This is a genomic window from Pseudophaeobacter sp. A-200-2, assembly GCF_041008815.1.
In the GTDB taxonomy this organism is placed as follows: domain Bacteria; phylum Pseudomonadota; class Alphaproteobacteria; order Rhodobacterales; family Rhodobacteraceae; genus Phycobacter; species Phycobacter gallaeciensis_A.
Genome location: NZ_JAXGFU010000005.1, coordinates 281,490 through 305,665 on the forward strand (window position 1 = coordinate 281,490; position 24,176 = coordinate 305,665).

The window sequence follows — 24,176 nt, forward strand, 5'->3', positions numbered from 1 at the left end:
CCTGAGCCGCCGGGTCCTAGGTGTTCATCGAATCGAAGAATTCAGAGTTGGATTTGGTTTGTTTCAGTTTCGACAGCAGGAATTCAATGGCGTCCGTGGTACCCATCGGGTTGAGAATTCGCCGCAAAACAAAGGTCTTAGCCAGATCCCCCTTGTCGACAAGCAGGTCTTCCTTCCGGGTGCCCGACTTGAGAATGTCGATCGCCGGGAAGACGCGTTTGTCAGCAATTTTACGATCCAGGACCAGTTCGGAGTTACCGGTGCCTTTGAATTCTTCGAAGATGACCTCGTCCATTCGGCTGCCGGTATCGATCAGCGCGGTTGCGATAATGGTCAGCGATCCGCCTTCTTCGATGTTCCGGGCAGCACCGAAGAAGCGTTTCGGCCGCTGCAGGGCGTTGGCGTCGACACCGCCGGTCAAAACCTTACCCGAGGACGGAACCACGGTGTTAAAGGCCCTACCAAGTCTTGTGATCGAGTCCAAAAGAATCACAACATCTCGTTTATGCTCAACCAGACGCTTGGCCTTTTCGATGACCATTTCCGACACTGCCACGTGGCGCGTTGCCGGCTCGTCAAAGGTGGAGGAAACGACCTCACCCTTGACCGAACGCTGCATGTCGGTGACCTCTTCCGGGCGTTCGTCAATCAGCAGAACGATCAGGTAGCATTCCGGATGGTTCTTCTCAATCGAGTTCGCAATGTTCTGCAAAATCACGGTCTTACCAGTCCGCGGCGGCGCCACGATCAGGGAGCGCTGACCCTTACCGATGGGCGCGACCAGGTCGATCACACGGGCGGATTTATCCTTGATCGTGGGATCTTCGACCTCCATTTTCAGCCGCTCATCCGGGTACAGCGGCGTCAGGTTGTCGAACGCGATCTTGTGACGGGCCTTTTCAGGATCTTCAAAGTTGATCTTGGTGACGTTGGTCAGCGCGAAATAGCGTTCATTTTCCAGTGGCGCCTTGATCTGCCCTTCGACGGTATCGCCAGTGCGCAGAGAATACTGACGAATCATGTCGGGCGAGACGTAGATATCATCGGGACCGGGCAGGTAGTTCGCTTCGGGCGAGCGCAGGAAACCAAATCCGTCTTGCAGAACTTCCAGAACGCCGTCGCCGGCAATGTCCCATCCTTCATCTGCGCGTTCACGCAAGATCTGGAACATCATCTCGCCCTTGCGCATGGTCGAGGCGTTTTCGATCTCCAGATCTTCGGCCATGGACAAAAGGTCCTTGGGGCTTTTGGCTTTCAGATCGGAAAGATTCAGGGATTGGACGGTCATCTACATACAGCCTTTGCGTCCCCGGCATCGGGGAGAGGTGTCATTATCAAATCGGAAGACACGAATGCCCGGACGGGCCCGTTGAGGGCCATACATAGGGGCATGTCCACGATGAGTCAAATACCGCCTCAGAGGCCGCCTGAGGCAATGCTGACAACTGTGGCACGCCCGACCCTGTCAGGGGCGTAAGATCGGCCTTAGAACTTGAAAATGACCGATATGACGATGACCACCATCAGGAGCGTCGGCACTTCGTTTGCCATCCTGAACTGTCTTCCCGTCAGGCGGTTCCGCCCGGCTTCGAAATCCTTGATGCGCCAGACAAGCCAGGTGTGAAACAGCGTCATACCGATTACACAGGCGCCCTTGGTCCAGGGCCAGATGTAGGACCAATCGATCATACCCGGTGTGAAGACGATGAACAGGCCGGCGAGCCAGGCGGTGTGCATCGCAGGGCGCATGATCACCTTCATGAGCTTCTGTTCCATGGTCAGGAACACCGGACCCGTCTGTGGCACCTTCTCAGCGTGCTCCACGTGATACACGAACAGACGTGGGAGATAAAAGAGACCCGCCATCCAGCTGAGGACGGCCATGATATGGAGCGACTTTGCATAGGGGTACAGGGTGTACATCCAGTCTGTCAGGTCCATGCGTGTCTTCTCCGCCGTTCGTTTGGGTCACCCTAAAATAAATAAGAAAGTTTTAAAGGATGATGTTTTTGTAGGGCCCCCTGTTTTCCGTGGATTACTGAGTGCTTCCTTCCCTTATCCCCAGCGTGGACAAGATTCCACCAGCTGGCGGCTTGAAAGGGTATAAGAATCCTTAACAGCCTTTGTTTTATGGATCGTTAAGTGATCCTTAACCTTGAGTATCGTGGGGATAACTAAGGGATCGATTGTGAAGTTCTGGGATATCCCCGGGTTTGAAGTTATCCCAATCCACGCGGGATGGATTCGGGTGAAACTGGGATGGAATCCGGGCTTTGCCTGTGGGCTTGCCAAAACCGGGGAAAACCATACAAAACGTCCTTAACTTCCGAACCGCTTTCCCACGGGGTTTTCCACATGACTGCCCACATCGTGCTCGCCTCCGGGTCCAGTATCAGGGCCCAGCTGCTGCGGCAGGCAGGCATTCCCTTTGAAACAGATGTGCCGCGTCTTGATGAAGATAGCATCAAGGCAGCCTTGCTGGCAGAGGGCGCGCCGCCCCGGGATATCGCCGATGCCCTAGCCGAGGCAAAAGCCCGCAAGATCAGCAGTAAACATCCTGGTCAGATGGTGATCGGATGCGATCAGGTGCTTGATTTCAGGGGAAAACTTCTGTCCAAACCGCGTTCTCCCGAAGAGGCGCTGTCGCAGCTTTGTGAGATGCGCGGACAGCGGCATATGCTATTGTCCGCGGCGGTGATCTACCGCGATGGAGAGCCGTTGTGGCGCCACGTTGGTCAGGTCCGGTTGCTGATGCGCAAAGCCGCGGATGAGTATCTGCGTGATTATGTGGACCGCAACTGGGACAGCATCCGCCACGCCGTTGGCGCCTACAAACTGGAAGAGGAAGGCGTGCGGCTGTTCGCCAGTATCGATGGTAGCTATTTTAATGTCTTGGGCCTGCCGCTGACTGAACTTATAAACTACCTTGGACTGCAGGGGATTATCGATCAATGAATGCCGTGAAGATACCTCTGGCCGGGGTCATTGGATGCCCGGTGGCCCATTCACGTTCGCCGCAGATCCAGAACCATTGGCTCCGCAAATACGGAATCGCCGGACATTATGTGCCGATGCACGTGGAACCGCAGGATCTGGAAACCGTGATCCGCGCGCTGCCAAAGGCCGGCTTTGTCGGGGCTAATGTGACCTTGCCACACAAGGAAACGGTGATGACAATCGCCGACAAGGTTACGGATCGTGCCACGCTGATGGGGGCGGCGAACACGTTGATCTTCCGCGAAGATGGATCGGTTCTGGCTGATAATACAGATGGGTATGGCTTTATCACCAATCTGCATCAGGGCGCACCGGATTGGAAACCGGACGCGGGCCCCGCGGTGGTTCTGGGCGCCGGCGGCGCCTGCCGCGCGGTGGTTGCCTCGCTGATCGAGGCTGGCGTGACCGAGATCATGCTGACCAACCGAACCCGCGAACGGGCGGACAAGCTGCACAAGGAATTCGGCAAACGCATCAAGGTCGTGGATTGGGTTCTGGCCGGCAATATCGTCGAAGAAGCCGCGCTGGTGGTGAATACCACCTCACTCGGGATGGAAGGGAAGCCGCGCCTGAGGGTGCCGATGGACGGTTTGCGCCCGGGCTGCGTTGTGACCGATCTGGTCTATACCCCGCTGAAAACAGATATGCTGCAAGCCGCAGAGGACGCAGGTTGCACCGTTGTTGACGGTCTCGGCATGCTGCTGCACCAGGCTGTTCCGGGCTTTGAACGCTGGTTTGGCAAACGGCCCGAAGTGGATGAGGAAACACGGGCGGCAGCACTGGCATGACGTTTAGACTGGGTCTCACTGGCTCCATCGGGATGGGCAAAAGCACCACGGCAAAGATCTTTGCCGAACTGGGCTGCGCGGTGTGGGATGCGGATGCGGCGGTGCATCGTCTTTATGCGCCAGGCGGTGCTGCTGTCGCACCAATGCAGGCGCAGTTCCCGGAGGCAATTGTCGACGGTGCGGTGGATCGGAGTGCGCTGAAGGACATCATTGCCCGCGACCCCTCTGCCCTGCCCCGGATCGAAAAGATCGTGCATCCGCTGGTCGGGGAAGATCGTGCCGAATTTCGCCGTACTGCTGCCAGCGATATCCTAGTCTTCGATATTCCGCTGTTGTTTGAAACCGGCGGTGAGGCTGCGATGGACGCGGTGGCCTGCGTCACCGTGGATGCGGAAACCCAGAAACAGCGGGTTCTGGACCGTGGCACAATGACGGTTGAGCAATTCGAGCAGATCCTGCAGAAACAGATGCCAATCGAAGAGAAACGCGCCCGCGCCGATTACGTGATCGAGACTGACACGCTGGAACACGCCCGCGCGCAGGTGGAACAGATCCTGGCCGAGATCAGGAGAAAGATGGCAGATGCGTGAGATCGTTCTGGATACCGAGACCACGGGGTTTGATCCGTTTTCCGGGGATCGGATCGTCGAAATCGGTGCGGTGGAACTCTATAATCACATGCCCACCGGCAGGACCTATCACGAATACATCAACCCCGAGCGCGACATGCCTGAAGAGGCATTTGGCGTGCACGGCATCGGTCCGGACCTGCTGAGCCCGCCGCAGACGCCGGCACCGGGGGCGGTCACGCTGCGCGATAAACCGGTGTTCGCCAAGATCGGTCAGGGGTTTCTGGATTTCGTCGGTGATGCGCGGCTGGTGATCCACAATGCCAGCTTTGACATGAAGTTCCTGAACGCGGAACTGGGCTGGATGAACCTGCCGCAATTGCCGATGGAACAGGCGATCGACACGCTGGCCATGGCGCGTAAACGGTTTCCCGGCTCACCGGCAACACTGGATGCCCTGTGCCGCCGGTTCAGCATCGATAACTCCAACCGAACCCTGCACGGCGCGCTTCTCGACTCGGAAATCCTGGCCGAGGTCTATCTGGAGCTGATCGGCGGCCGTCAGCCCGATTTCGCTCTGTCCAGCAGCGGCAGCGGATCGGATACTGCAGCGGTAGACAGCAATTGGCGCCCGGAACCACGGCCGACCCCCCTGCCCTCGCGCCTGACGGCCGAGGAAAAAGCTGCCCATGATGCCTTTGTGGAAAAACTGGGCGAAGACGCACTTTGGGTCTCGGCACAGTCCTGACATATTGTCCCGACAAATAAAAAACGCTGCCGGTCTGACCGACAGCGTTTGAATTTTCAAAGCAATAAAATGACTTATTGCGTCGGTTGGGCTTCGGCCTGACGGCGTGCCAGCTCGTTGCGGTAGATCGCAACGAAATCGATGTTATCGAGGTTCAGCGGCGGGAAGCCACCGTCGCGGGTCACGTCGGACACGATGCGGCGCAGGAACGGGAAGGTCATGCGCGGGCATTCGATCAGCAGGAAGGGGTGCAGCTGATCGTCCGGAACACCCTGGATGTTGAAGACGCCGACATATTCCAGCTCCAGAACAAACAGAACCTCACCACCGTCCTTGTTCTTGGACTCGACGGTCAGCTTGGTCATAACTTCGTACTGGTGTTCCGCCGCGCGTTTCTTGGCGTCCAGATTGACCTGAACGTTCACGTCGGGCTGAACTTCACCGGCAGCACCCTTTTGCGCCATCACGTTTTCGAACGACATGTCGCGGATGAACTGACCCAGAATGTTCATCTGGACCTGGGGCTGCTGCGGGGCTGCTGCTGCGCCCTCTGGGGTGTCGTTTTCGGCCATGGAGATACTCCTGAAAATATATCTTTGCCGATTGCTTAGCAGCTTGGCGCGGGTATCTCAACGGTCTGTCCAACAGTGGCAAACAGCGTGGCGCAACAGGCTTTGACTGTGCCCTATTTTGGGCCGTCTTCCGGGCCTTTTACCCAGCCGGATGGGGCATCCCCGGGGCGTCTGGGTGTCACATCTTCGTATTCGCCGTCGATCACATCGCCGGGCTGCCCCGGACGCCGTTGCCCGGGATGCTGCGCATGGCCATGGGGGCCGTGCGAACCGGGCCGCGCCTGTCCAGGTCCCATTCCGGCGCCCATTTCAAACCGTGCGACGGTCACCCGTTTGCTGATGTAGCGGAACACCGCAAGCCGCACCGGCGGCATCAGCAGTGTAAAACCGACCGCATCGGTGAAAAAACCGGGCGTCAGGAGCAAGGCGCCGGCGAATAGGATCATCGCCCCATGCGCCAGCGGTTCAGCCGGGTCCGATAGGGTCTGGAACGAGGACCGCAACTGCCCCATGGCCAGCCGCCCCTGCGAGCGCACAAGCGAGGTTCCCAGAATGGCGGTCAGCACCACGATGGCCAGCGTCGGCCACAGTCCGATCATCCCGCCAACCTGTACAAACAGGGCGATTTCAACCAGTGGCACCATCAGAAAGGCCAGAAAAAGATACATTTTGGGGTCCTTGGATCTTGCGCTGAACGGTGGACTTGGCCCCACCCGTCACCTACATAAGAGCAGTCCGCTTTGGTTTCAAACAAGGCACCAATGCCTAGCACGAGGTTCACATGGAGTCGCCCTTGATTCAGATTTTGGTTTTGGCCGGCATCGCCGTCTTTCTGATCCTGCGCCTGAAAAACGTTCTGGGCACCCGTGAAGGGTTCGAAAAGCCCACTCAGCCGCAGCAGGCCCCGGCAGAGAAACGCCGCCCCGACTTCGAAGTGATCGAAGGTGGTCCGGATCTGGATATCACCGATTACGTCGCCGAAGGTTCGCCCCAGGCCGACGCGCTGGCCGCGATGAAGCGGGCCGAGCCGTCGTTCCAGGTGCAGGACTTCGTACACGGTGCACGCGGTGCCTATGAGATGATCCTGATGGGCTTTGAAAACGGCGAACTCGACGATCTGGAGCCGCTACTGGCTGGCGACGTCTACGAAAGCTTTGTCGATGCCGTGGCGCACCGCGAAGATCAGGGGCTGACCATCGAGGCCGAATTCATCGGGGTGCGTGAAACCACCCTTGCGGATGCGCGGTTCGATGAGAGCACCCGCACTGCTGAAATCACCATGCGGTTCGTGGCTGAACTGACGTCGGTCGTGCGAAACAGCGAAGGTGAGATCGTCGAAGGCGATCCCAAGGCCGTAAAACGCCAGAAGGATACCTGGGTCTTTGCCCGTTCGATGGGCACCGACGATCCGAACTGGCAACTGGTGGCCACGGACGCATGATTGGGGCGCTACGGGCGGCATTCCGGGCAGCAGCCATTATTGGTGCTGCCATGACCGCTTCGGGCGCATCCGGCGAGACTGCCTATTCCATATTGAATTTCTCACAGCTGGACGGCTGGGACAGGGACAACCACGCAGAGGCGCTTCAGGTGTTTCTGGGGACCTGTCCCGACCTTGACGACCCCGATTGGCAAAGCCTTTGCGCGCTGGCGCAATCGCAGACGCCCGCCGGGGCCAAGCAATTCTTCGAGCTGTTCTTTCGCCCGGTTCTGATCGAGGACGGCGCTGATCCCCTGTTCACCGGCTATTTCGAACCGGAATTGCAGGGGTCGCGTTATCGGACGGACCGGTTCCGCTATCCTGTCTACAAAATGCCAAACGAAGCGCGCCAGACCAACCTGTGGCTGCCGCGCCGCGATATCCTGACAAGCGGTGTCATGGACGGGCGCGGGCTGGAAATCGCCTGGGTCGATGACCCGGTTGAGCTGTTTTTTCTGCAAATTCAGGGGTCCGGCCGGATCAAGATGCCCGATGGTGCTTCGGTTCGCGTCGGCTATGGGGGGGCCAATGGGCACCCTTATAAATCGGTTGGCGCTGAAATGGTCCGGCGCGGCATCTACAAGGCGCATCAGGTCAGCGCCCAGGTGATCAAGGCCTGGGTGCGGCGCAATCCCATGGCGGGTCATGAGCTGCTGATGCACAACCCGTCTTATGTGTTCTTCCGCGAGGTGAAAAAAGTGCACCCGTCGAAGGGGCCATTGGGGGCGATGAACCGTTCGGTTACGGCGATGCGCAGTATCGCGGTGGATCCGAAGTATACGCCCCTGGGGGCGCCGGTCTGGGTGGAAAAGGACGGGGCGGAGCCGATGCGCCGCCTGATGATCGCGCAGGATACCGGATCGGCGATCAAGGGCGCGCAGCGGGCGGATATATTCTTTGGCACCGGGGATGGCGCCGGCGAGGCGGCCGGCCGTCTGCGGGATCCGGGGCGGATGATCGTTTTCCTGCCCATTCAACGCGCCTATGCGATGTTGCCGGAAGATTTCTGATGACCCGGCGCAAACTGACATCGGATGAAATCGACCTTTGGCACAAGGTCGTCAAACACGCGGAGCGTCTGCATCCGGGCAGTCATACGACGCCGCCTGATCTGCCGCTGCCCAAGCCAAAGCCGAAAAAGACGCCGCATCCGCACTCCGAACCCCAGATCGAAGCCTTCCGCCTGGGCAGTCGCGCGCCGTCAAAGCCTGGCAAACATGATCTGAAGAAACCTGTGGCGCAATCGCTGTCTTCGGCGCCGGTGCAAATGGATGAAAAGGCGTTTCGACGGATGAAACGCGGCAAGCTGCGCCCCGAAGGCAAGCTGGACCTGCATGGCATGCGGGTGGATACGGCGCACCCTGCCCTGACCCGGTTCATTCTGTCGGCGCAGGCCTCGGGGAAGCGGCTGGTGCTGGTCGTGACTGGCAAGGGCAAGGACCGGGACGAGCCGGGACCGATCCCCACCCCGCGCGGCGTGCTGCGTCACCGGGTGCCGCAATGGCTGGCCTTGCCGCCGTTGTCGCAGGCGGTGTTGCAGGTGACGCCGGCCCATATCAGCCATGGCGGCGAGGGTGCCTATTACGTCTATCTGCGGCGCGGACGCTGATCGTCGCGCGGTTATCGCTGGCTGTCCGTGATATCGATGAGCGACAGATCCTGAATCTGCTTTTTCTCCACCATCGGTGGCGGCAGCACCCCATCAAAGATCAACCCTTTGCGTGAAAACGCTTGCGATGATTGCCGCGCCGAACTGAGGATCGCGAGGAGCGCGGGCGAAGTGCCAGCAACCAAATGGCCCGAGCTGGCGGAATCGGCGTAATCGGTGGTGTCGATGATGCTGATCGGCAAATCCTCCAGACCATCGGTCGATCCCAGATTTCCCAGCCGCGCGCGGCTGGACGTGCCCCGCAGCCGTTGCGACAGGGTCAGAATCTTGTCCTTGCGGGAAATGAAAACCAGAAATGGCTGCGGAACCGGGTTGAGGCGGCTCATCTGGCTGCGAAAGACGTCCAGATCCAGATCCGGCGACATCAGCACCACGCCGTCAAGGTTCCTGTCGGACCAGCCGGGTGTGCGGATTTCAATCTGGCGCAATGTCTCCATCGCCAGCATCGACCCCATGGAATGCGCCACCAGAACGATCCGCCGCGCGTTGCTTTTGCTGAGTTGTTTCAGCAGCCGTTCCAGCCCGTCGCGGGCAAACATCACGCTGTCGGCATCATAAGCATAGCCAAGCGGACTGCCGAGGCTGGGCCAGGAATAGACCACGGTGGCACCGGGAACCTTGGTATCATGGGTCAGCTGCGCCGCGCGAAAGGCGGTTTCGGATTGGGTGGAATTGAACCCATGCACAAAGACGGTGATGTCACGCTCGTCCGGTTCAAATTTTGCCAGTTCACGGTTCAGTCGATCCATGAAAACTGCGGAAGTTTCGATCTTCCGCCGGGCGGCCATGGTAAACTCGGTCTTCGGGTCCGGTGTGTCATAGGCAAACAGAAGCTGCCCGGGCTGGTGGTTGGGCGGGATCGAAACGGTCAATTCCAGCAGGTGATAGTCTTCGGTCCTTCCATTGCCAAACCCGCCTTCGGGCAGCGGGTCACGGATCGTGGCGGCAAAGATCGTCTTTGGCGTTCCGATCTCCAGCGCTTCGGGGATGGTCGGTGTCGACGGCCGAATGCCACAGGCGGCAGCGGCAAAAAGGGATAGAAACAAAACCTTCCGGAAAAACAACATGCCAAATATCCAACCTGTTTCACGCCTTGGATATACCGGAAACCGCCCGGTTCCAACTGGCAGGACCAGCCGCAACCGGGCGGTGTTGTTTACAGGACGTAGCGGCTCAGATCGTTGGAGCCGCCCAGCTCACCCAGGTTCTTGGAGACAAATTTGGCATCAACCACAACCGCCTCGCCGCCCCGGTCCGGCGCGGTAAAGGACAGCTCTTCGAACACCCGTTCCATCACCGTGTAAAGGCGCCGCGCGCCGATATTTTCCACCGACTGGTTCACCTCGGCCGCGATTTTCGCCAGCGCCCCGATACCCTCTTCGGTAAAGGTGACCTCGACCTCCTCGGTGCCCATCAGGGCGGTGTACTGGCGGGTCAGCGCATTGTCTGTCTCGGTCAGGATGCGGATGAAATCCTGCTCGCTCAGCGCGCGCAGGTTCACCCGGATCGGCAGACGGCCTTGCAATTCCGGCAGCAGGTCTGACGGTTTTGCAATGTGGAAAGCGCCGGAAGCGATGAACAGGATATGGTCTGTTTTGACCGGCCCGTGTTTGGTGCTGACGGTGGTGCCCTCGATCAGCGGCAGCAGATCGCGCTGCACGCCTTCGCGGCTGACGTCGCCACCACGGGCATCGGAGCGGGCGCAGACCTTGTCGATCTCATCCAGGAAGACGATGCCGTTTTGCTCCACCGATTCCAGGGCAACGCGGGTGACCGTCTCGTCGTCCAGCAGCTTGTCCGCCTCTTCGCCGATCAGCACGTCATAGCTTTCGGCGACGGTGAGGCGCTTCTTCACGGTGCGCCCGCCCATGGCTTTGCCGAACAGATCGCCCAGGTTCATCATGCCGCCCATGGCCCCGCCGGGCTGGCCGGGAATATCGAACATGCCGCCCATCGGGTTCGAGGTATCGGTGACCTCCAGTTCGATGACGGTGTCGTCCAGCTCGCCGGATTTCAGTTTCTTGCGGAACACTTCGCGGGTGCTGTCGCGGGCCTCGGTGCCGGCGATGGCGGTGATCACGCGCTCCTCGGCGGCCTTGTGGGCCTTGGCCTTGACGTCTTCGCGCATGAATTCGCGGGTCTGCATGATCGCGGTGTCCACCAGATCGCGGATGATCTGTTCGACGTCACGGCCAACATAGCCGACCTCGGTGAACTTGGTGGCTTCGACCTTGATAAAGGGCGCGCGGGCGAGTTTCGCCAGACGGCGGCTGATCTCGGTCTTGCCGACGCCGGTGGGGCCAATCATCAGGATGTTCTTGGGGTAAACCTCGTCGCGCAGGTCATCGCCCAGCTGCTTGCGCCGCCAGCGGTTGCGCAGGGCGACGGCGACGGCGCGTTTGGCGTCTTTCTGGCCGATGATGAACCGGTCCAGTTCGGAAACGATTTCGCGGGGTGTCAGGTCAGTCATGGGATTTCCCGTATCAATGAGAGGGCGGCAGCCGGTGAAGCGGCACCAGCCCGGACAAGGGTGAAAGAAGCGCGGCGCGGATGCGGGTCCAGAAAGCCCCCAGCGCCACAAGGAACACGCCCAGAACCAGAATGGTCGATGCGGCGCCTTCGCCGTCGAACACCGTTCCGGCCAGGGTCACGCTATAGCCGATCGCGGCAATCAGGAATGACCGCCGGTCGATCACGATGGCAACAAAGGCAAAGGCCAACAGCACGGCCAGCAGCAGCAGATGCGCGCCGCTGCTGCCGTTTTCCAGCAGGCTGAGCGCGATGGTATTGACCAGTGCTGGGGCGGCGACGACGTGTAGCCAGAACCCCTGCGCCGAGCGCCGGGTGACCCGGTGCGGATCGCTCATATCGAAGACCATCGCCACGACAAAGACCGCAAGGCCCACCAACAGCGTGATCCAGGCGAAGGGACCGCTGGCCGACAGCAGGAAGAAATCGCCGATATCGGCGGGGGTACCCATGCGGATCGCCCCCATCAGCAGTGCCAGTGCAAAAACGCCAAGCGCGATCAGGGCCATGGCAAAGGGCACCCGGAACCGCAGCCAGTAGATGGTGATGGCGACTGTGGTCAGCGCGAATGGCAGCTGCATGCTGGAATAATCGGTCTGGGCAATCATGAAGGGCTGGGAAAACTGCGCCGACAGCCCTGCCCCGGCATTCACCGCCCAGAGCACGGACAGGGCAATGGCCGGCGCCACCATGCGGCGGCGGCGGATGAAATATTCCGACAGTGCCCACAGAACCGCGGCGCCGATCACCGCGGCGGTGACCGTCTTGCTTTGATAGCCGCCCAGGCTGCCCGCCAGCATTGCTGCCGTGACCGCCGCCCATCCGGAGGCGAGGATCAGCAGCCCGATGACGATGAAGATCTCGTTGAACCCCTTGAATAGCTCAAACGGTTCATCGCCTTCGGCTAGGTTTTCACGCGCGCCCCGGCGGCTGTCGGCCAGCGCCAGCAGCGAGGCAGCCTGCGCCTCGCTCAGCAGGCCCGATCCCACGGCGGCGCGCAGATCATCGCGGTCGATGCCGGACACCTTATTTCTCCGGGCTGATGGTTTCGACGGTCAGCCTGCCGTTGGTGTAAACGCAGATATCGGCGGCGATCGCCATGGATTCGCGGGCCACGGTTTCCGCCGATTTGTCACTGTCCATCATCGCGCGGGCTGCCGCGAGGGCGAAATTGCCGCCCGAACCGATGGCGGCCACGTCATGTTCCGGCTCCAGCACATCGCCGGCGCCGGTGATGACCAGAAGGTCCGTTCCATCGCTGACGATCAACATCGCTTCGAGCTTTTGTAGATATTTATCGGTGCGCCAGTCCTTGGCCAGTTCGACGCTGGCGCGCGCCAGTTGGCCCGGTGTGGCTTCCAGCTTGGCCTCAAGCCGCTCCAGCAGCGTAAAGGCATCGGCGGTGGAGCCGGCAAAGCCCGCGACCACGTCATAGCCGCCGGGGGACAGGCGGCGAACCTTGCGGGCGCTGCCCTTGATCACGGTCTGGCCCAGCGACACCTGCCCATCACCGGCAATCACCACAAGCCCGTCTTTCTTGACACCGATAATGGTGGTCCCGTGCCAGCCGGGGAATTGATCGTCTGCCATGCATGCCTCCAGTGTTGTTGCAGCCATATATGGGCGTTGGGTCCTTATTGCTCAACCGGGTATCTGACCTGCGGCTGCCTTTGCCCAATCTATTGCCGTGCCTAGCCTTCAACTTGCGTTGATCCATCTGGCGGGCAGGGGCTGTTGACGGGGTTCCTGACCCGAAAACTATGAGAGATGCAGGGCAAAACCATGCGTTATCAAATGATTGCAAGCCAGGCGATGAAACGGCAAAGCATGCCAAAGGATGGATCGGCGTTCGGCCCCGGGCAAATGTGCCGATCAACGGCCGTTATCAAACCCGCTGATGCGCCCCTTGCACTGTATTAGAAGAGCGGATCACGGCGTTAACAAACTGATCATTTGTTATGCAATAGGCGCAGATCGGGGCTGTCAAACGGGCAATTGTGAGACTCACCCGCCTCTCCTACATGGGCGTTAACACCGGCATGGGGCCGGTTGTTTTGTTACAGGACCCATAAAATGGCCACAACAGCAAATATCCATGCACCCCTCGGTGCGGTTGCCGTCCTCCGCATCGTCGACACCGTTCTGAACGCAAAAGCTGCCTTCGCAGAAGCCCGTGAAGCCCGCATCACCCGCCGTGCTCTGTACCGTCTGTCCGACGTCCAGCTGGCCGATATTGGTCTGACCCGCGAAGACATCTCGAAGATCTGATAGGCAGACCTTCACATGACCTTATACAGCTAGCAAAGCCGTCCGAACCCGGACGGCTTTGTGCATTTCAGGGGCTATTACTCCGACCACCTGTAGCGTCCGGCCAGATCGGGCAGCCAGGCCTCGACCGCAGCCGTTGCGATGACATGCGGCGCCTTGCCATCCACACTCGCCACATCCAGCCCCCCGAAGACGGCGCGCACTTTTGCCCGGCCGCGCGGCAGATCGGCGGCCACCAGATCACAGTCCACCGCTTCGGGCTTTTGCACGGCGATGGTCACCTCCACCCGCATTTCGGAATGATCGATGCCCAGTTCGGAAAACAGGGTGATCGAGGAATGATGCAGCGCATCCTGCACCGCACGCCGGGCCGCCTTGGTGTAGTCCCGCCCATAAAGATCGTTGCCGGTGCCCATTTCCAGAATGATACGTTTCTCCGTCATCACACCGCCTCCATTTCAAAAGAGACAATGACGGCGGCATTGGCGATGACCGTCTTACCGCCACCCGGTTTGTCGATGTCCAGACCACCTTTGGTGATGCGGATGTCGGGGCGGCCATAGGGAAAGATCTCCTTCAGCGCATCGGCATCCACGGAGTCCGGCTGCTGCACCCCGATTTCGGCGTCGATGATCATGGCTTCCTTCGGGAAATCGAACAGTTCGGCCATGTTGACCGAATTGTGCCACAGGGCATCCCTGATCGCGCGTTTTGCCGCTTCGGTGTAATCGGCGCGGCGCAGGGATGTGCCCATGCCGAATTCCACCAGTACCCGCGTTTTGGCCATGACGGTCCTCCTGTCTGTTTGCGGCCACTTTGACGGGGATCGGAGGCAAGGAAAAGGGGCGCCTTTCAGGGTCCGGTGCCTGCGGGCGCTGCAATTGCGACTCCATCCCGTCGCTGTGGTGCTAGAGCGAACCGCAGCATGCGGAGACAAGCTGGGCAACCGTCAGAGGAGGGCGCCGACATGACAGAACACACGCGTCTGAAAGATAGCCCCGAGTGGGATTATCTGCTGCGGGATTTCTATGAGTTCTACCGCCGCCTGCCTGCTGGTGGCAGCGTCAAGATCCGCAGCCATCAGCGCATGGTCCGTGAACGCATCAGCCGGGTTCTGAAATCCAATGCCGAGGTTCGCGCCGGTGCCAGCGTTGATAAACCCGTGACGGCGCATCTGCAGCGGGCTCTGGACAACGGTCGGCAGGAACGCCACGGCGCCTTTATCCGCGCGATCGAGGCGGTGCGTCAGCATCTGGTCTGGCAATACGGCTATGAAAAGGTGCCGCGCGGGTTGGAGCGCAAATACGCCTATGCCGAACTGGCTGGTCCCACCGGCCCGGTGATGACCGACGAGGTGATCCTCGGGCTGGTGCTGTTCGCGCCAGGCTGCACCTATCCGGCCCATTCCCACGATGGCATCTCGGAGAGTTATATCTGCCTTTCTGGCGCAGTGTCGGAGAACGATCAGGGCGTCTATGCGCCGGGGTCGCTGATCTTCAACCCGCCGGGGCAGCTGCACCGCATCACCGTGGCGGATCATAATCCGTCGCTGCTCTGCTACGCTTGGGTTGGCGATCAGGAAAAACTAGCCAACCAGAAGATGGTGTTCACGCGCGCACCCAAATAGGCGCAGATCACCGGACGGGTTTTATTGCAGGCCCACACGAAAAAGGGCGCCACCGGGGCGCCCTTCAAAAACTCTCGCTTCAGATCCAAGCGGATCAGATGCTTTCGTTGATCCAGCTTTGCAGCGCAGCCTTGGGTGCGGCGCCGGCGCGGTTGGAGACAACCTGACCGTCCTTGAAGATGAACAGCGCCGGGATACCGCGCACGCCCATGGCGGCAGCAGCGTTCGGGTTGCTGTCAACGTCGACCTTGGCGATTTTCACCTTGTCGCCGTATTCGGCGGCCAGCTCTTCCAGAGCGGGGCCGATCTGCTTACAGGGGCCGCACCATTCGGCCCAGAAGTCTACGACTACGGGAACGGAGGAGTTCTTGACTTCGGCGTCAAAGGTTTCGTCGGTGACGGCTACGGTGGACATGGAAATGTCTCCTGAGATGAGTGGCAACTGGATGCTGAACCTAGGTAGGGCTTAAGGACTCGTCAAGGTTCCCCGTGACGCTGGAAGGCCCCCGTCACAACTTCGTGCGGCAGGGGCATCAGGGTTGCATTGCGGGTCCATATCAGCGCCGTTTCGATGGTTTTGCCTGGGTAGATCCGCCCCAGCGCCAGCTCATAGGCGCCCATTTGCCGCAGCAGCCCGTCGGGACATTCGCTTACCGATTGCGGAACGGTTGCGTTTGATTTGAAATCCACCGCCAGAACCCGGTCAGGTTCCACAATCAGCCGGTCGATCACCCCGTGCAGGCGGATGCCATCCAGATCGGCCGTCACGGCCACTTCGGACAGGGTGCCGGGGGCAAAGACATGCGCGAGATCGGGATTGCGCAGTACGGCGCTTGCCTCCTGCAGCAGTTCCCCTTGGTCCTCGCATCCCGCCAGCAGCGCTCGGGCCAGATCCGGCCAGCGGTCCTCTGGCTGTGCGGGCAGATGTTCCAGCAGCAAGTGCAGGTTGGTGCCGCGCGCCTTGGCAGCCTCCTCGTCCAGACCCTGATCGCCAGGCAGCGCCTTGGCGCCGCCCAGATCCGATGGGCTGAGCGTCGGTTCCGGCGCGACATAGGCCGGGGCAGACTGTGTAAAGACCTGTGGCAGGGTCACTTTCTTTGGCTCGGGGGCGTCGTGGGCGACAAACTCCAGCCCGTCCCAATCGCCATGCTGTAGCCGCAGGCCCGGCCCACCGGGCAGGTCGGCTTCGGCAGCGCCGCCGTCATTCAGAGCCCGTTCGACCATCTGGTACCAGCTGTCACCCTCTTTCGACAGCTCCCCGGCGGTCGCAACGATCAGCCACTTCTCTGCCCGCGTTAGCGCCACATACAATAGGCGCAGCCGTTCGTTCTGCTGTTTCTCCTGCGCGGCCTCGCGCGCGGTGAGCATGGCGGCGGGCATCTGATTCTTGGGCACGCGCCACAGCGGCGCGCCTTCGGCCACGATGATCTCGGCATCGCTGGGCGGCTTGCGTTTGGCGGTATCTGGCAGGATCACGATCGGCGCCTCCAGCCCCTTGGAGCCATGCACCGACATCACCCGGATCATATCCCCGGCGGCGCCCATCTGGCGCTTGATCTCAAGATCGTCGGTCTGCATCCAGACCAGAAACCCGGTAAGGCTGGGAATATCGGTGCGTTCATAGGCCAGCGCTTGGGACAGGAGCGCGTTGATGCCGTCCTCGGCTTCGGGGCCAAGGCGACCCAGCAGGCGCTGGCGGCCCCTGTGACGGGTCAGGATCCGCTCGATCAGATCATAGGGGCGCAGAAAATCGGTCTGGCTGCGCAGATCGTCGATCATTTCCATCGTTTCGGGATATTCCGTGGCCCGATCACGCAGCGCCGCCCACAGATGGCTGCCGCCTTTGCGCCGGTGGGCAAGGTCGAACAGCATCTGTTCCGACCAGCCAAAAAGCGGTGATTTCAGCGCGGCAGCCAGCGACAGGCTATCCTCGGGCGTCGCCAGAAACGACAACAGCGCGGCGATATCCTTGACCGCCAGTTCGGCGCCCACCTTCAGCCGGTCGGCACCCGCGATAGGCAGGCGGGCGGCCTTGCAGGCGCGGATGATTTCGGAAAACAGCTCGGACCGGCGCTGCACCAGGATCAGGAAATCCCCGGCATGTACCGGGCGGCGCTGAAAGGTGCCGCGGGTCGGGCCGTCCTCGGGAATGGTGACCTTGTCGTCGATCATCCGCTTGATCTCGCGGGCGATACGCTCGGCCAGGATCACCGTGTGATGACGGGCGCCGGGCCGGTCCACCGGGTCGGTCCAGTCGCGGTCTTCCTCATCATCCAGCTTTTCCACCGCAGGCCAGAGGTCCACGCGCCCCGGCAGATCGGATTTAAAGGCGCGGTGCAACGCGTCCTTGTGAAAGCCGGCGCGCGGGCTGTCCTTGAACACCAGATCGACCAGCCGCAGGATCGCCGCAGAGGAGCGGAAGGAAAATTCCAGCGCCGCATTCTGAAGCGCCGCGCCGGTTTCGGCCAGTCGGCGGCCGAATTCTTCCTGCATGCGGTCAAAGGCATCCGGGTCGGCGCCCTGAAAGGAATAGATCGACTGTTTCTTGTCGCCGACCACAAAGATCGTGCGCTCCACATCCGATCGCGCGCCGATCCCTGATGTGAACTCCTGCGCCAGTTTTTCGATCACGTCCCATTGCACCGGGCTGGTGTCCTGCGCCTCGTCCACCAGGATGTGATCGATGCCGCCATCCAGCCGATAGAGAACCCAGGCCGCCACCGCCGGATCGTTCAGCAGCAGCCGCGCCTTGAGGATCAGATCGTCAAAGTCGAGCCAGCCGCGCAGCTGTTTGCGCCGCTCGTATTCCGGCAGGAACACGGCAGCAAAGGCGTGCAGGTCCTCGGATTTCTGCGCCGCTGCCAGCGCCAGCCGTTTGGCGCGGGCATCCTCGACCCGCAGCATAAAGGGCTCCAGCCGGTCCATCAGATCGGGGTTGTCCTTTTGCAGCTTCTTGGTCGGGAAGCTGCCGACCTTGGCCGTAAAGGGCGCCTTGGCGCTGGCGCCAGTCAGGAAAACCGACTCTAACACAGGCAGATCGGCCATTTTCGGCGTGGCGATCCCGGCGAGTTTCGCGGCGGCTTTCTGATCGTTGGTGCCGCCTGTTGCCAGCATATCGCGGGTGCGGCTCAGCAGCTCATCTTCTCCACCAAGGAACACCAACGCCTCCAGCGCGGCAGCGTCAAACCCTTCGGGCAGGTCGAACAGTTTCAGCAGTCCCGCGCGGTCCAGAGGCTGGGAAAATTCGGCGCGGCGTTGGCAGATGGCGGCGGTCAGATCGTCAAAATCGCTGCCTGCAACATGCCGGGCCAGCGCCTCGACCAGATGCGCCTCCGGGCCGTTGGCGATATCCTCGACGATTTCAGCGCGCAAAAGGGTAGCGGCGCGGTCTTCCATTTCGGCGAATTGCGGGCTGACGCCGGCCTCCAGCGGGAAACGGCGCAACAGCGAGGAACAGAAGGAGTGGATCGTCTGGATCTTGAGGCCACCCGGCGTTTCAATCGCGCGGGCAAAGAGCGTGCGCGCCTGCGCCAGCCCCTCGCCCCGGGCCACGTCGCCTGCGCCCAGATCCTCCAGCGCCGCGCTCAGCCTGTCATCGCCCAGCATCGCCCATTCACCCAGCCGCTGGAACAGTCGGTTCTGCATCTCGCTGGCGGCGGCCTTGGTATAGGTCAGGCACAAGATGTGCTGCGGCTGCACGCCTTTCAGCAACAGCCGCGCCACCCGGTCGGTCAGCACCTTGGTCTTGCCCGATCCGGCATTAGCCGCCAGCCATGTCGAGGCATCGGGCCGCGCGGCGCGAAACTGCGCCTCAGATGCTGCATCGCGGGGGGCGGTCATGTCAGATCCTCCGGCTTTGGCATGTCGCTGCGGTCCCATTCGCCAAAGCGCGCCAGATGATCGTAGTCGCCGGCAAAATCGTCCCGGTGCACCATGCGACGGCTGCTATAGCCCTGTTCGGGGTCGAAATAGGCTTCGATCAGTTTCTTCAGCTCAGCCCAGACCTTGGCCGGGGGTTCATCCGCCAGCGGCGCGGGCACTTCCTTGATCGGGGATTTCAGGCCGATGAAGGTCGCGCGCTCCACCTGCGCGATGCCGTAGTCCTCAAAGGCGCCCTGTTCGGCCATGGCGGCCTCGATCAGCAGCTGTTTGTCAAAGGCGCGCTGTTGTTTGTCGGTCGGTGGATCGCCGGTCTTGTAGTCAAAGATATGCAGGCAACCGCGTTCATCGACGTCGATCCGGTCGGCCTGTCCGGTGATCTGGAAATCGAGCGGCGCAAGGCGAACTCCTCCGCTGATTTCAAACCCAGAGGGGCGCGCAGCGGCGCGACGGGTCTGTTCCCCCGCGACAAAGCTTTCGGCGATGCGGGCAATGCGCGCCAGCCACAGGCTGCGGGCGACGGGCCAGGGGACCTCTGCCTGCAACTGGCTGCGGGTGCGCGCGATCAGCTCTTCCGGGGTCAGCAGCTCCGGGTTGTCGCGGCTATCGCGGATGTAATCCTCGAACACCTTGTGCACCACGATCCCGCGCAGCAGCGCATCGGGTTCCCGCATCAGCGGGTTCAGTGGTTTCAGGCGCAGCACATGTTTGGCGTAAACCGCATAGGGATCGCGGATCAGGCGGGGGATTTCCGTGACTGACAGCTGTCGCGGTCGGGCGGCAACCGGCGGGCGCGGGGCAGGGCGGCTGGCAGGTTCGCTTGGCAGCGGGACCTCCAGCGCCGTTGACCAATCCAGCCATGTCTGCCCGCGTGCGCGCATTGCCTCCAGCGCGGCGCGCCCGCCTTGTTCCGGCAGGCCGCGCAACAGGTTCATCATCCGGTTGAGCCAGCGCGAGGGTACGGTATCTGCCTCTTCCGAGCGTTTGGCACGGGTCAACCAGACTTCAGGCGCGGCCACGGCCTGCTGGAAGTCATGCGCAGAGAGACCGATACGGCGTTCGGGCAGCAACAGCCCGGCCTGATTGCGCAACTGGCGGTTCAGCCAGGGATCGGGGCTGGCGGCCTCGGGCCAGCTACCCTCGTTGAGACCGGCCAGAATGACCAGATCGGCGCCTTGAACACGGGCCTCTAGCGTACCCCAGATCATGATCGACCCATAGGGCGCATCGCGGTCGCGCACCTCTTCCTGCGCCAGAAGCGCGCCCAGAAGATCGGCAAAGTCGCGGGCGCTCATCTCGCCGCCGAATTGCGCGTTCTCTTCCAGATCGGTGATCACCTTCAGCGCCTTCTGGCCGGCTTTCTTGTCCCAGAGCGTGCCGCTGCCGCCCAGCTGACTGCCAGAGGCAATGCCTTCGGCGCGGGCGCGCAGGCGGGTGATCCAATCCGTCAGGGACAGGTTGCCCGGGGTGACCTGATCGGCAAATTGTGTCGTCAGCCAGTCGACCCATCCGGGGATCAGATCGCGCGTGGCGCCAAAGGCGGCAAAACTGTCTGCATCGGGGAAGGGCGGGCCATTGCGGCGCAGCTCGAGTTCGAAATCGCGGGTATGGCGCAGGTGTTCGCCGCGCGCAGCCTCTGGCCCGTCATGGGTCAGCGGGTGTTTCAGCAGCGTCAGCAGCATGTCCGGCGTCAGCACGTGGCAGAACAGCTCGGCCACGTGGCGCAGGAAACGGCCCGGCGGAGACAGTTGCAGCGGCTGACCGGCGGAATCATCCGGCAGGATGTCCCAGCGGTCCAGCGCCGCCGACACCTGCCGCGTCAGCATCCGGTCGGGGGTGATCAGCGCCGCGGTCTGGCCATCCTCGGCGGCCTGCCGCAGACGCAAAGCGATGGTGAGCGCCTCGGATCTGGGGCTTGGCGCTTCGACAAGGGTGATGGTCTCGGCAGCGCGATCGATATCGGTCAGCTGCGGTCCTTCGCTCATCCAGGCGTCGGTGACGGGGGCAGGGCGCAGCGCCAGTGACACCAGCCGGTTGCGGGCCGGAAAGGGAGGGGGTTCATCTGTCCAGGGTTCCACGTCACGCGGCGTGAGCTCCAGATCCTTCATCAGCCGATAGAACCGGTACTGCGGATGGTCTTCGGAGATCAGCGGATCATCAAGGCCGGACCAGACGTGATCGGGTTGGTCAAAATCGAACCCCGGCAGGATCACCGCGCCCTGCGGCAGGCGGGCGATGGCTTCCATCAGCATCAGAGTGGTGCCGCGCGAGCCGGTGGAGCCGGCCAGGATCACCGGGTGTTGCGGCGGTGCGCTCTGCCACTGGTCGATCAGGTTCAGAACCACCTGCCGCTGGCGGGCTTCCTTGTCCATGGCATCGTCGTGGCGGTCAACAAAATCATCTGCGATCCCGATGAAGGCCTGCGCGCGCGCCCAATGCCCGGACATGTCCGAGACATCAAGGTTGCGGATGGTGTCGGTGCTGACGCCTTCGCCCTGCATTTCGTCGATCAACGCCGCCAGACTGTCGGAGAGATCAAAAAGCGAGGCCCGCGCCGCGAGATCAGGCTGCGCGTCCAGCAGTTTCGCGATCAGCTGCGACAGCTCCAACCGGCGCCTGAGCGAGAGCAGGGCAGGCGGCAGGCCGTGCAGGGTGGCGCGCTGTGCCAGATCGGTCAGCAGCGACAGGCGTGGCAGCAGCAGGGTGGGGCCGGCGTCAAACAGGTCGCGCACCCGGCGCTGCATGCGGGCGGTGTTGACGATCACCTCGGCGCGGGCCAGCGCCTCGGGCGGGAGGCCAGCGCTGCGCGCGATCAGGCCGTTCACTAGCGCCCGCGGGAAATCGACACCGCAGGGCAGGGCGAACAGGCGCGGTTTGTCCTGTGGTTCAAACATCGTCATGTGCCAGCAATTGCTCCGCCAGGGTGATGCCTTCGGGGTGTCCCACATCGCACCAGTGGCCGGGATATTCGAGGGCGTACAGCCGTTTTTCCTCGATCATCGGGTTCCATAGCAGGCGGGTGGAAAAGGAGGCCTCGTTGATGCTCTGCAATCCGTCTGTCTTGAGGATCTGCACACCGCCCCAGACCAGATCGCCGCCCCATGAAATGCGCCCCGCCGCGTCGGCCGAGAAATCACCGCCGCCCTTCCGCCCCACAGCGTGCGCCAGCGGTACGCAGAGCATGAGGCCATCCATCTGCGCGGGATCCCAGGCCGCGCGCAGCATTTCAAAGGGGTTCGGCCCAGCCCAGATCGCATCGGAGTTCGAGGTGTAAACGGGACCATCACCCAGAAGGGGCAGCGCATGGCGCAGACCGCCGCCGGTATCCAGGATCTCCGGCTGTTCGTCGCTGATCAGAACGCCCTGCGGTTTCAGGTGCTCCTGCAGGATCTCTGCCTTGTAATGGGTGTTGACCACGATCCGCGCGGGCTGCACCGCGTGGGCCAGATCCAGCGTGTGGTCGATCAGGGGCCGCCCGGCAACCGGGATCATCGGTTTCGGCAGATTCCGGGTCAGCGCCTTCATCCGGGTGCCAAAGCCGGCCGCGTAGATCATTACGGCTTCGGGGGATAGCGCCGCCATTATCGCAGCCTGTCCAGGTTTTCGGGGCTGGGTGGGGGTAGATCCTCCCGCAGCCAATCCGCCAGAGGCGCAAGGGCGGGGTGCTCCAACCCGCGCATGACATGGCCCCAGACGCGCGGGATCAGATCCAGATACTGCGGCTTGCCGCCTTCCTGCGACAGCCGCGCAAAAATGCCTAGGATACGCAGGTTTCGCTGCACGCCGATCACCGTATAGGCGGTGCGGAACCCGGAGGGATCGACCCCGGTGACCTCAATGTAGTGATCGATCATCTGCATCTCGACCCCGGCGGGCACATCGCGGCGGGCGTCCTGCAAGAGAGAAACCAGATCATAGGCCGGATGACCGGTGCGGGCGTCCTGAAAATCGATGACACCGACGCGGGCGATCCCGTCCCGATCCGGCAGCCACAGCAGGTTCTGGGCATGAAAATCCCGGTGCACAAAGACGGCATCGCCCTTGACGCTGTGGCGCAGAATGTCTTCGAACTGATCTTCGAACCGGCTGGTCAGCACGCTGTCCTCCTGCCCGGTGATGCCGCTTCGGTAGGTTGTCATCACAAGGCTGGCCATTTCCGCCATGACACGCGGACCAAGCGGCTCCAGATCGGGCAGCGGCGCCTGATGCAGCGCAATCAGAAGATCGGTTGCGGCCCGGTAGAGGGACATTTCCTGACTGGGATCCTGTTCGATCACGCTGCTGAACAACCCGTCGCCGAGGTCCTCAATCAGCAGGAAGCCGTGTTCTGCGTCCTCAGCCAGAATTTCGGGCGCGCTGACGCCCTGTTCGTGCAGGTATTCGGCGATCTGAACGAAGGGGCGGATATCCTCCCCCTTCTCTGTCGGGGCATCCATCAGCACCGCAGAGCCGCCGTGTGGGCCGATCAGCCGTTCATAGCGGCGCATCGAGGCATCGCCGGCCAACGGGCGGCGTTCCCAGCTGCCGTATCCGGCGCCCGACAAAAAGGCGGAGATCAGCTCTGTTCGGTCTGTCATGAAAAAACTTGCTCCATCAGGGGCTGCCATCTGTCATCGCTCCACCGCAGGGTCAGCAGACGGGCATCTTCGCTATCGGGGTCCAGTGCAAATGTCAGGTGCAATGCGTGCTGCGGCGCCAGCTCCGCCAGTCGGTCGGGCCATTCGACCAGGGTGATCGCGGTGTCAAAGGCGGCGAGCAGCCCCAGTTCTTCGACCTCATCAAGCGACGACAGGCGGTAAAGATCCGCATGCCACAGCTCACCCGCCGGAACCTCGTAGGTCTGGACCAGCGTGAAGGTGGGAGAGGGGACATCTTCGGGGATGTCCTGCAACGACTGGATCAGGTGGCGGGCGAAATGCGTCTTGCCGGCGCCGATGGGGCCTTCCAGAAGCAGGCAATCGCCCGGGCAGAGGGCCCCGGCGATTTTCTGTGCCAGATCGGCGGTATTTTCGGCCGAAGCCAGAGTGCAGGAATGAGGACTTTTAATCAT

Annotated in this window: 25 protein-coding genes; 9 read left to right on the plus strand and 16 right to left on the minus strand. The window is 61.6% G+C overall.

Going from position 1 to position 24,176, the window contains the following annotated elements; all coding sequences use genetic code 11:
* Nucleotides 1-16: 16 nt before the first annotated feature.
* Nucleotides 17-1,288: a transcription termination factor Rho gene (rho, locus tag SM766_RS10105; protein ID WP_065272000.1), complete on the minus strand. Its 1,272-nt coding sequence runs from the start codon at nt 1,286-1,288 to the stop codon at nt 17-19.
* Nucleotides 1,289-1,485: 197 nt separating this feature from the next.
* Nucleotides 1,486-1,941, minus strand: coding sequence for a CopD family protein (locus SM766_RS10110; protein WP_368947690.1), 456 nt, complete (start codon nt 1,939-1,941; stop codon nt 1,486-1,488).
* Between the two features lie 414 nt (nt 1,942-2,355).
* Here SM766_RS10110 and SM766_RS10115 point away from each other — a divergent pair, with 414 nt between their 5' ends.
* Genes SM766_RS10115 through dnaQ form a run of 4 tightly spaced genes read left to right on the plus strand, consistent with a single transcriptional unit; the run spans nt 2,356 to nt 5,102 of the window.
* Entirely contained in the window at nt 2,356-2,955 is a 600-nt protein-coding gene (locus SM766_RS10115) for a Maf family protein (RefSeq protein ID WP_368947712.1), read from the plus strand.
* Nucleotides 2,952-3,785 (plus strand): shikimate dehydrogenase, encoded by an 834-nt coding sequence (locus SM766_RS10120; protein ID WP_065272003.1) that lies wholly within the window; start codon nt 2,952-2,954, stop codon nt 3,783-3,785. The genes SM766_RS10115 and SM766_RS10120 overlap by 4 nt, the downstream gene beginning before the upstream one ends.
* Complete coding sequence (coaE, locus tag SM766_RS10125) at nt 3,782-4,375, plus strand: dephospho-CoA kinase (RefSeq protein ID WP_368947691.1); 594 nt, start codon at nt 3,782-3,784, stop codon at nt 4,373-4,375. Before SM766_RS10120 ends, coaE begins: the two co-directional genes overlap by 4 nt.
* Entirely contained in the window at nt 4,368-5,102 is a 735-nt protein-coding gene (dnaQ, locus tag SM766_RS10130; protein WP_274833189.1) for a DNA polymerase III subunit epsilon, read from the plus strand. Before coaE ends, dnaQ begins: the two co-directional genes overlap by 8 nt.
* 74 nt (nt 5,103-5,176) lie before the next feature.
* On the opposite strand, the gene secB is transcribed toward dnaQ, so the two are convergent.
* Complete coding sequence (gene secB, locus SM766_RS10135; RefSeq protein WP_274829998.1) at nt 5,177-5,674, minus strand: protein-export chaperone SecB; 498 nt, start codon at nt 5,672-5,674, stop codon at nt 5,177-5,179.
* 113 nt (nt 5,675-5,787) lie between these two features.
* Complete coding sequence (locus SM766_RS10140; protein WP_274829999.1) at nt 5,788-6,342, minus strand: FxsA family protein; 555 nt, start codon at nt 6,340-6,342, stop codon at nt 5,788-5,790.
* Between the two features lie 113 nt (nt 6,343-6,455).
* On the opposite strand from SM766_RS10140, the gene SM766_RS10145 reads away from it, so the two are divergent.
* From SM766_RS10145 to SM766_RS10155, 3 genes are read left to right on the plus strand one after another with little or no spacing between them, the layout of a single operon-like run.
* Nucleotides 6,456-7,115 (plus strand): Tim44/TimA family putative adaptor protein, encoded by a 660-nt coding sequence (locus SM766_RS10145; protein ID WP_274830000.1) that lies wholly within the window; start codon nt 6,456-6,458, stop codon nt 7,113-7,115.
* A complete protein-coding gene (gene mltA / locus SM766_RS10150) occupies nt 7,112-8,164 on the plus strand; it encodes a murein transglycosylase A (RefSeq protein WP_368947692.1) in 1,053 nt (350 codons plus the stop codon). Before SM766_RS10145 ends, mltA begins: the two co-directional genes overlap by 4 nt.
* Entirely contained in the window at nt 8,164-8,763 is a 600-nt protein-coding gene (locus SM766_RS10155) for a Smr/MutS family protein (protein ID WP_065272010.1), read from the plus strand. The genes mltA and SM766_RS10155 overlap by 1 nt, the downstream gene beginning before the upstream one ends.
* Nucleotides 8,764-8,774: 11 nt before the next feature.
* Here SM766_RS10155 and SM766_RS10160 read toward each other — a convergent pair whose 3' ends face one another.
* The 4 genes from SM766_RS10160 to hslV form a co-directional block, all read right to left on the minus strand.
* The gene (locus SM766_RS10160; RefSeq protein WP_274830001.1) at nt 8,775-9,890 is read right to left on the minus strand and encodes an alpha/beta hydrolase; all 1,116 of its coding nucleotides are present in this window, start codon (nt 9,888-9,890) and stop codon (nt 8,775-8,777) included.
* 89 nt (nt 9,891-9,979) lie between these two features.
* Nucleotides 9,980-11,293 (minus strand): ATP-dependent protease ATPase subunit HslU, encoded by a 1,314-nt coding sequence (hslU, locus tag SM766_RS10165; protein WP_368947693.1) that lies wholly within the window; start codon nt 11,291-11,293, stop codon nt 9,980-9,982.
* Nucleotides 11,294-11,306: 13 nt separating this feature from the next.
* Nucleotides 11,307-12,377, minus strand: coding sequence for a hypothetical protein (locus SM766_RS10170; protein ID WP_368947694.1), 1,071 nt, complete (start codon nt 12,375-12,377; stop codon nt 11,307-11,309).
* 1 nt (nt 12,378) lies between these two features.
* Entirely contained in the window at nt 12,379-12,942 is a 564-nt protein-coding gene (gene hslV / locus SM766_RS10175; RefSeq protein WP_065272014.1) for an ATP-dependent protease subunit HslV, read from the minus strand.
* Nucleotides 12,943-13,425: 483 nt separating this feature from the next.
* Here hslV and SM766_RS10180 point away from each other — a divergent pair, with 483 nt between their 5' ends.
* Nucleotides 13,426-13,620, plus strand: a complete 195-nt coding sequence (locus SM766_RS10180; protein WP_065272015.1) for a DUF1127 domain-containing protein — start codon at nt 13,426-13,428, stop codon at nt 13,618-13,620.
* Nucleotides 13,621-13,697: 77 nt separating this feature from the next.
* Here SM766_RS10180 and SM766_RS10185 read toward each other — a convergent pair whose 3' ends face one another.
* Together SM766_RS10185 and SM766_RS10190 are read right to left on the minus strand one after the other, a co-directional pair.
* Nucleotides 13,698-14,063, minus strand: a complete 366-nt coding sequence (locus tag SM766_RS10185; protein ID WP_368947695.1) for a Lin0512 family protein — start codon at nt 14,061-14,063, stop codon at nt 13,698-13,700.
* Nucleotides 14,063-14,407 (minus strand): Lin0512 family protein, encoded by a 345-nt coding sequence (locus SM766_RS10190; RefSeq protein WP_065272017.1) that lies wholly within the window; start codon nt 14,405-14,407, stop codon nt 14,063-14,065. Before SM766_RS10190 ends, SM766_RS10185 begins: the two co-directional genes overlap by 1 nt.
* Before the next feature lie 180 nt (nt 14,408-14,587).
* Between SM766_RS10190 and SM766_RS10195 the strand changes: the two genes are divergently transcribed.
* On the plus strand, nt 14,588-15,247 hold the full coding sequence (locus SM766_RS10195) for a dimethylsulfonioproprionate lyase family protein (RefSeq protein ID WP_274830006.1): 660 nt from the start codon (nt 14,588-14,590) through the stop codon (nt 15,245-15,247).
* 94 nt (nt 15,248-15,341) lie between these two features.
* On the opposite strand, the gene trxA is transcribed toward SM766_RS10195, so the two are convergent.
* The 6 genes from trxA to tsaE all read right to left on the minus strand — a co-directional run bounded on the left by trxA (nt 15,342) and on the right by tsaE (nt 24,176).
* The gene (gene trxA / locus SM766_RS10200; protein WP_065272019.1) at nt 15,342-15,662 is read right to left on the minus strand and encodes a thioredoxin; all 321 of its coding nucleotides are present in this window, start codon (nt 15,660-15,662) and stop codon (nt 15,342-15,344) included.
* A 62-nt stretch (nt 15,663-15,724) separates the two neighbouring features.
* Nucleotides 15,725-19,087, minus strand: coding sequence for a double-strand break repair helicase AddA (addA, locus tag SM766_RS10205; RefSeq protein ID WP_368947696.1), 3,363 nt, complete (start codon nt 19,085-19,087; stop codon nt 15,725-15,727).
* Nucleotides 19,084-22,020, minus strand: coding sequence for a double-strand break repair protein AddB (gene addB, locus SM766_RS10210; protein ID WP_368947713.1), 2,937 nt, complete (start codon nt 22,018-22,020; stop codon nt 19,084-19,086). Before addB ends, addA begins: the two co-directional genes overlap by 4 nt.
* Nucleotides 22,013-22,708, minus strand: a complete 696-nt coding sequence (locus SM766_RS10215) for a nucleotidyltransferase family protein (protein WP_368947697.1) — start codon at nt 22,706-22,708, stop codon at nt 22,013-22,015. Before SM766_RS10215 ends, addB begins: the two co-directional genes overlap by 8 nt.
* A complete protein-coding gene (locus SM766_RS10220) occupies nt 22,708-23,703 on the minus strand; it encodes an aminoglycoside phosphotransferase family protein (RefSeq protein WP_368947698.1) in 996 nt (331 codons plus the stop codon). Before SM766_RS10220 ends, SM766_RS10215 begins: the two co-directional genes overlap by 1 nt.
* On the minus strand, nt 23,700-24,176 hold the full coding sequence (gene tsaE, locus SM766_RS10225; protein ID WP_368947699.1) for a tRNA (adenosine(37)-N6)-threonylcarbamoyltransferase complex ATPase subunit type 1 TsaE: 477 nt from the start codon (nt 24,174-24,176) through the stop codon (nt 23,700-23,702). The genes SM766_RS10220 and tsaE overlap by 4 nt, the downstream gene beginning before the upstream one ends.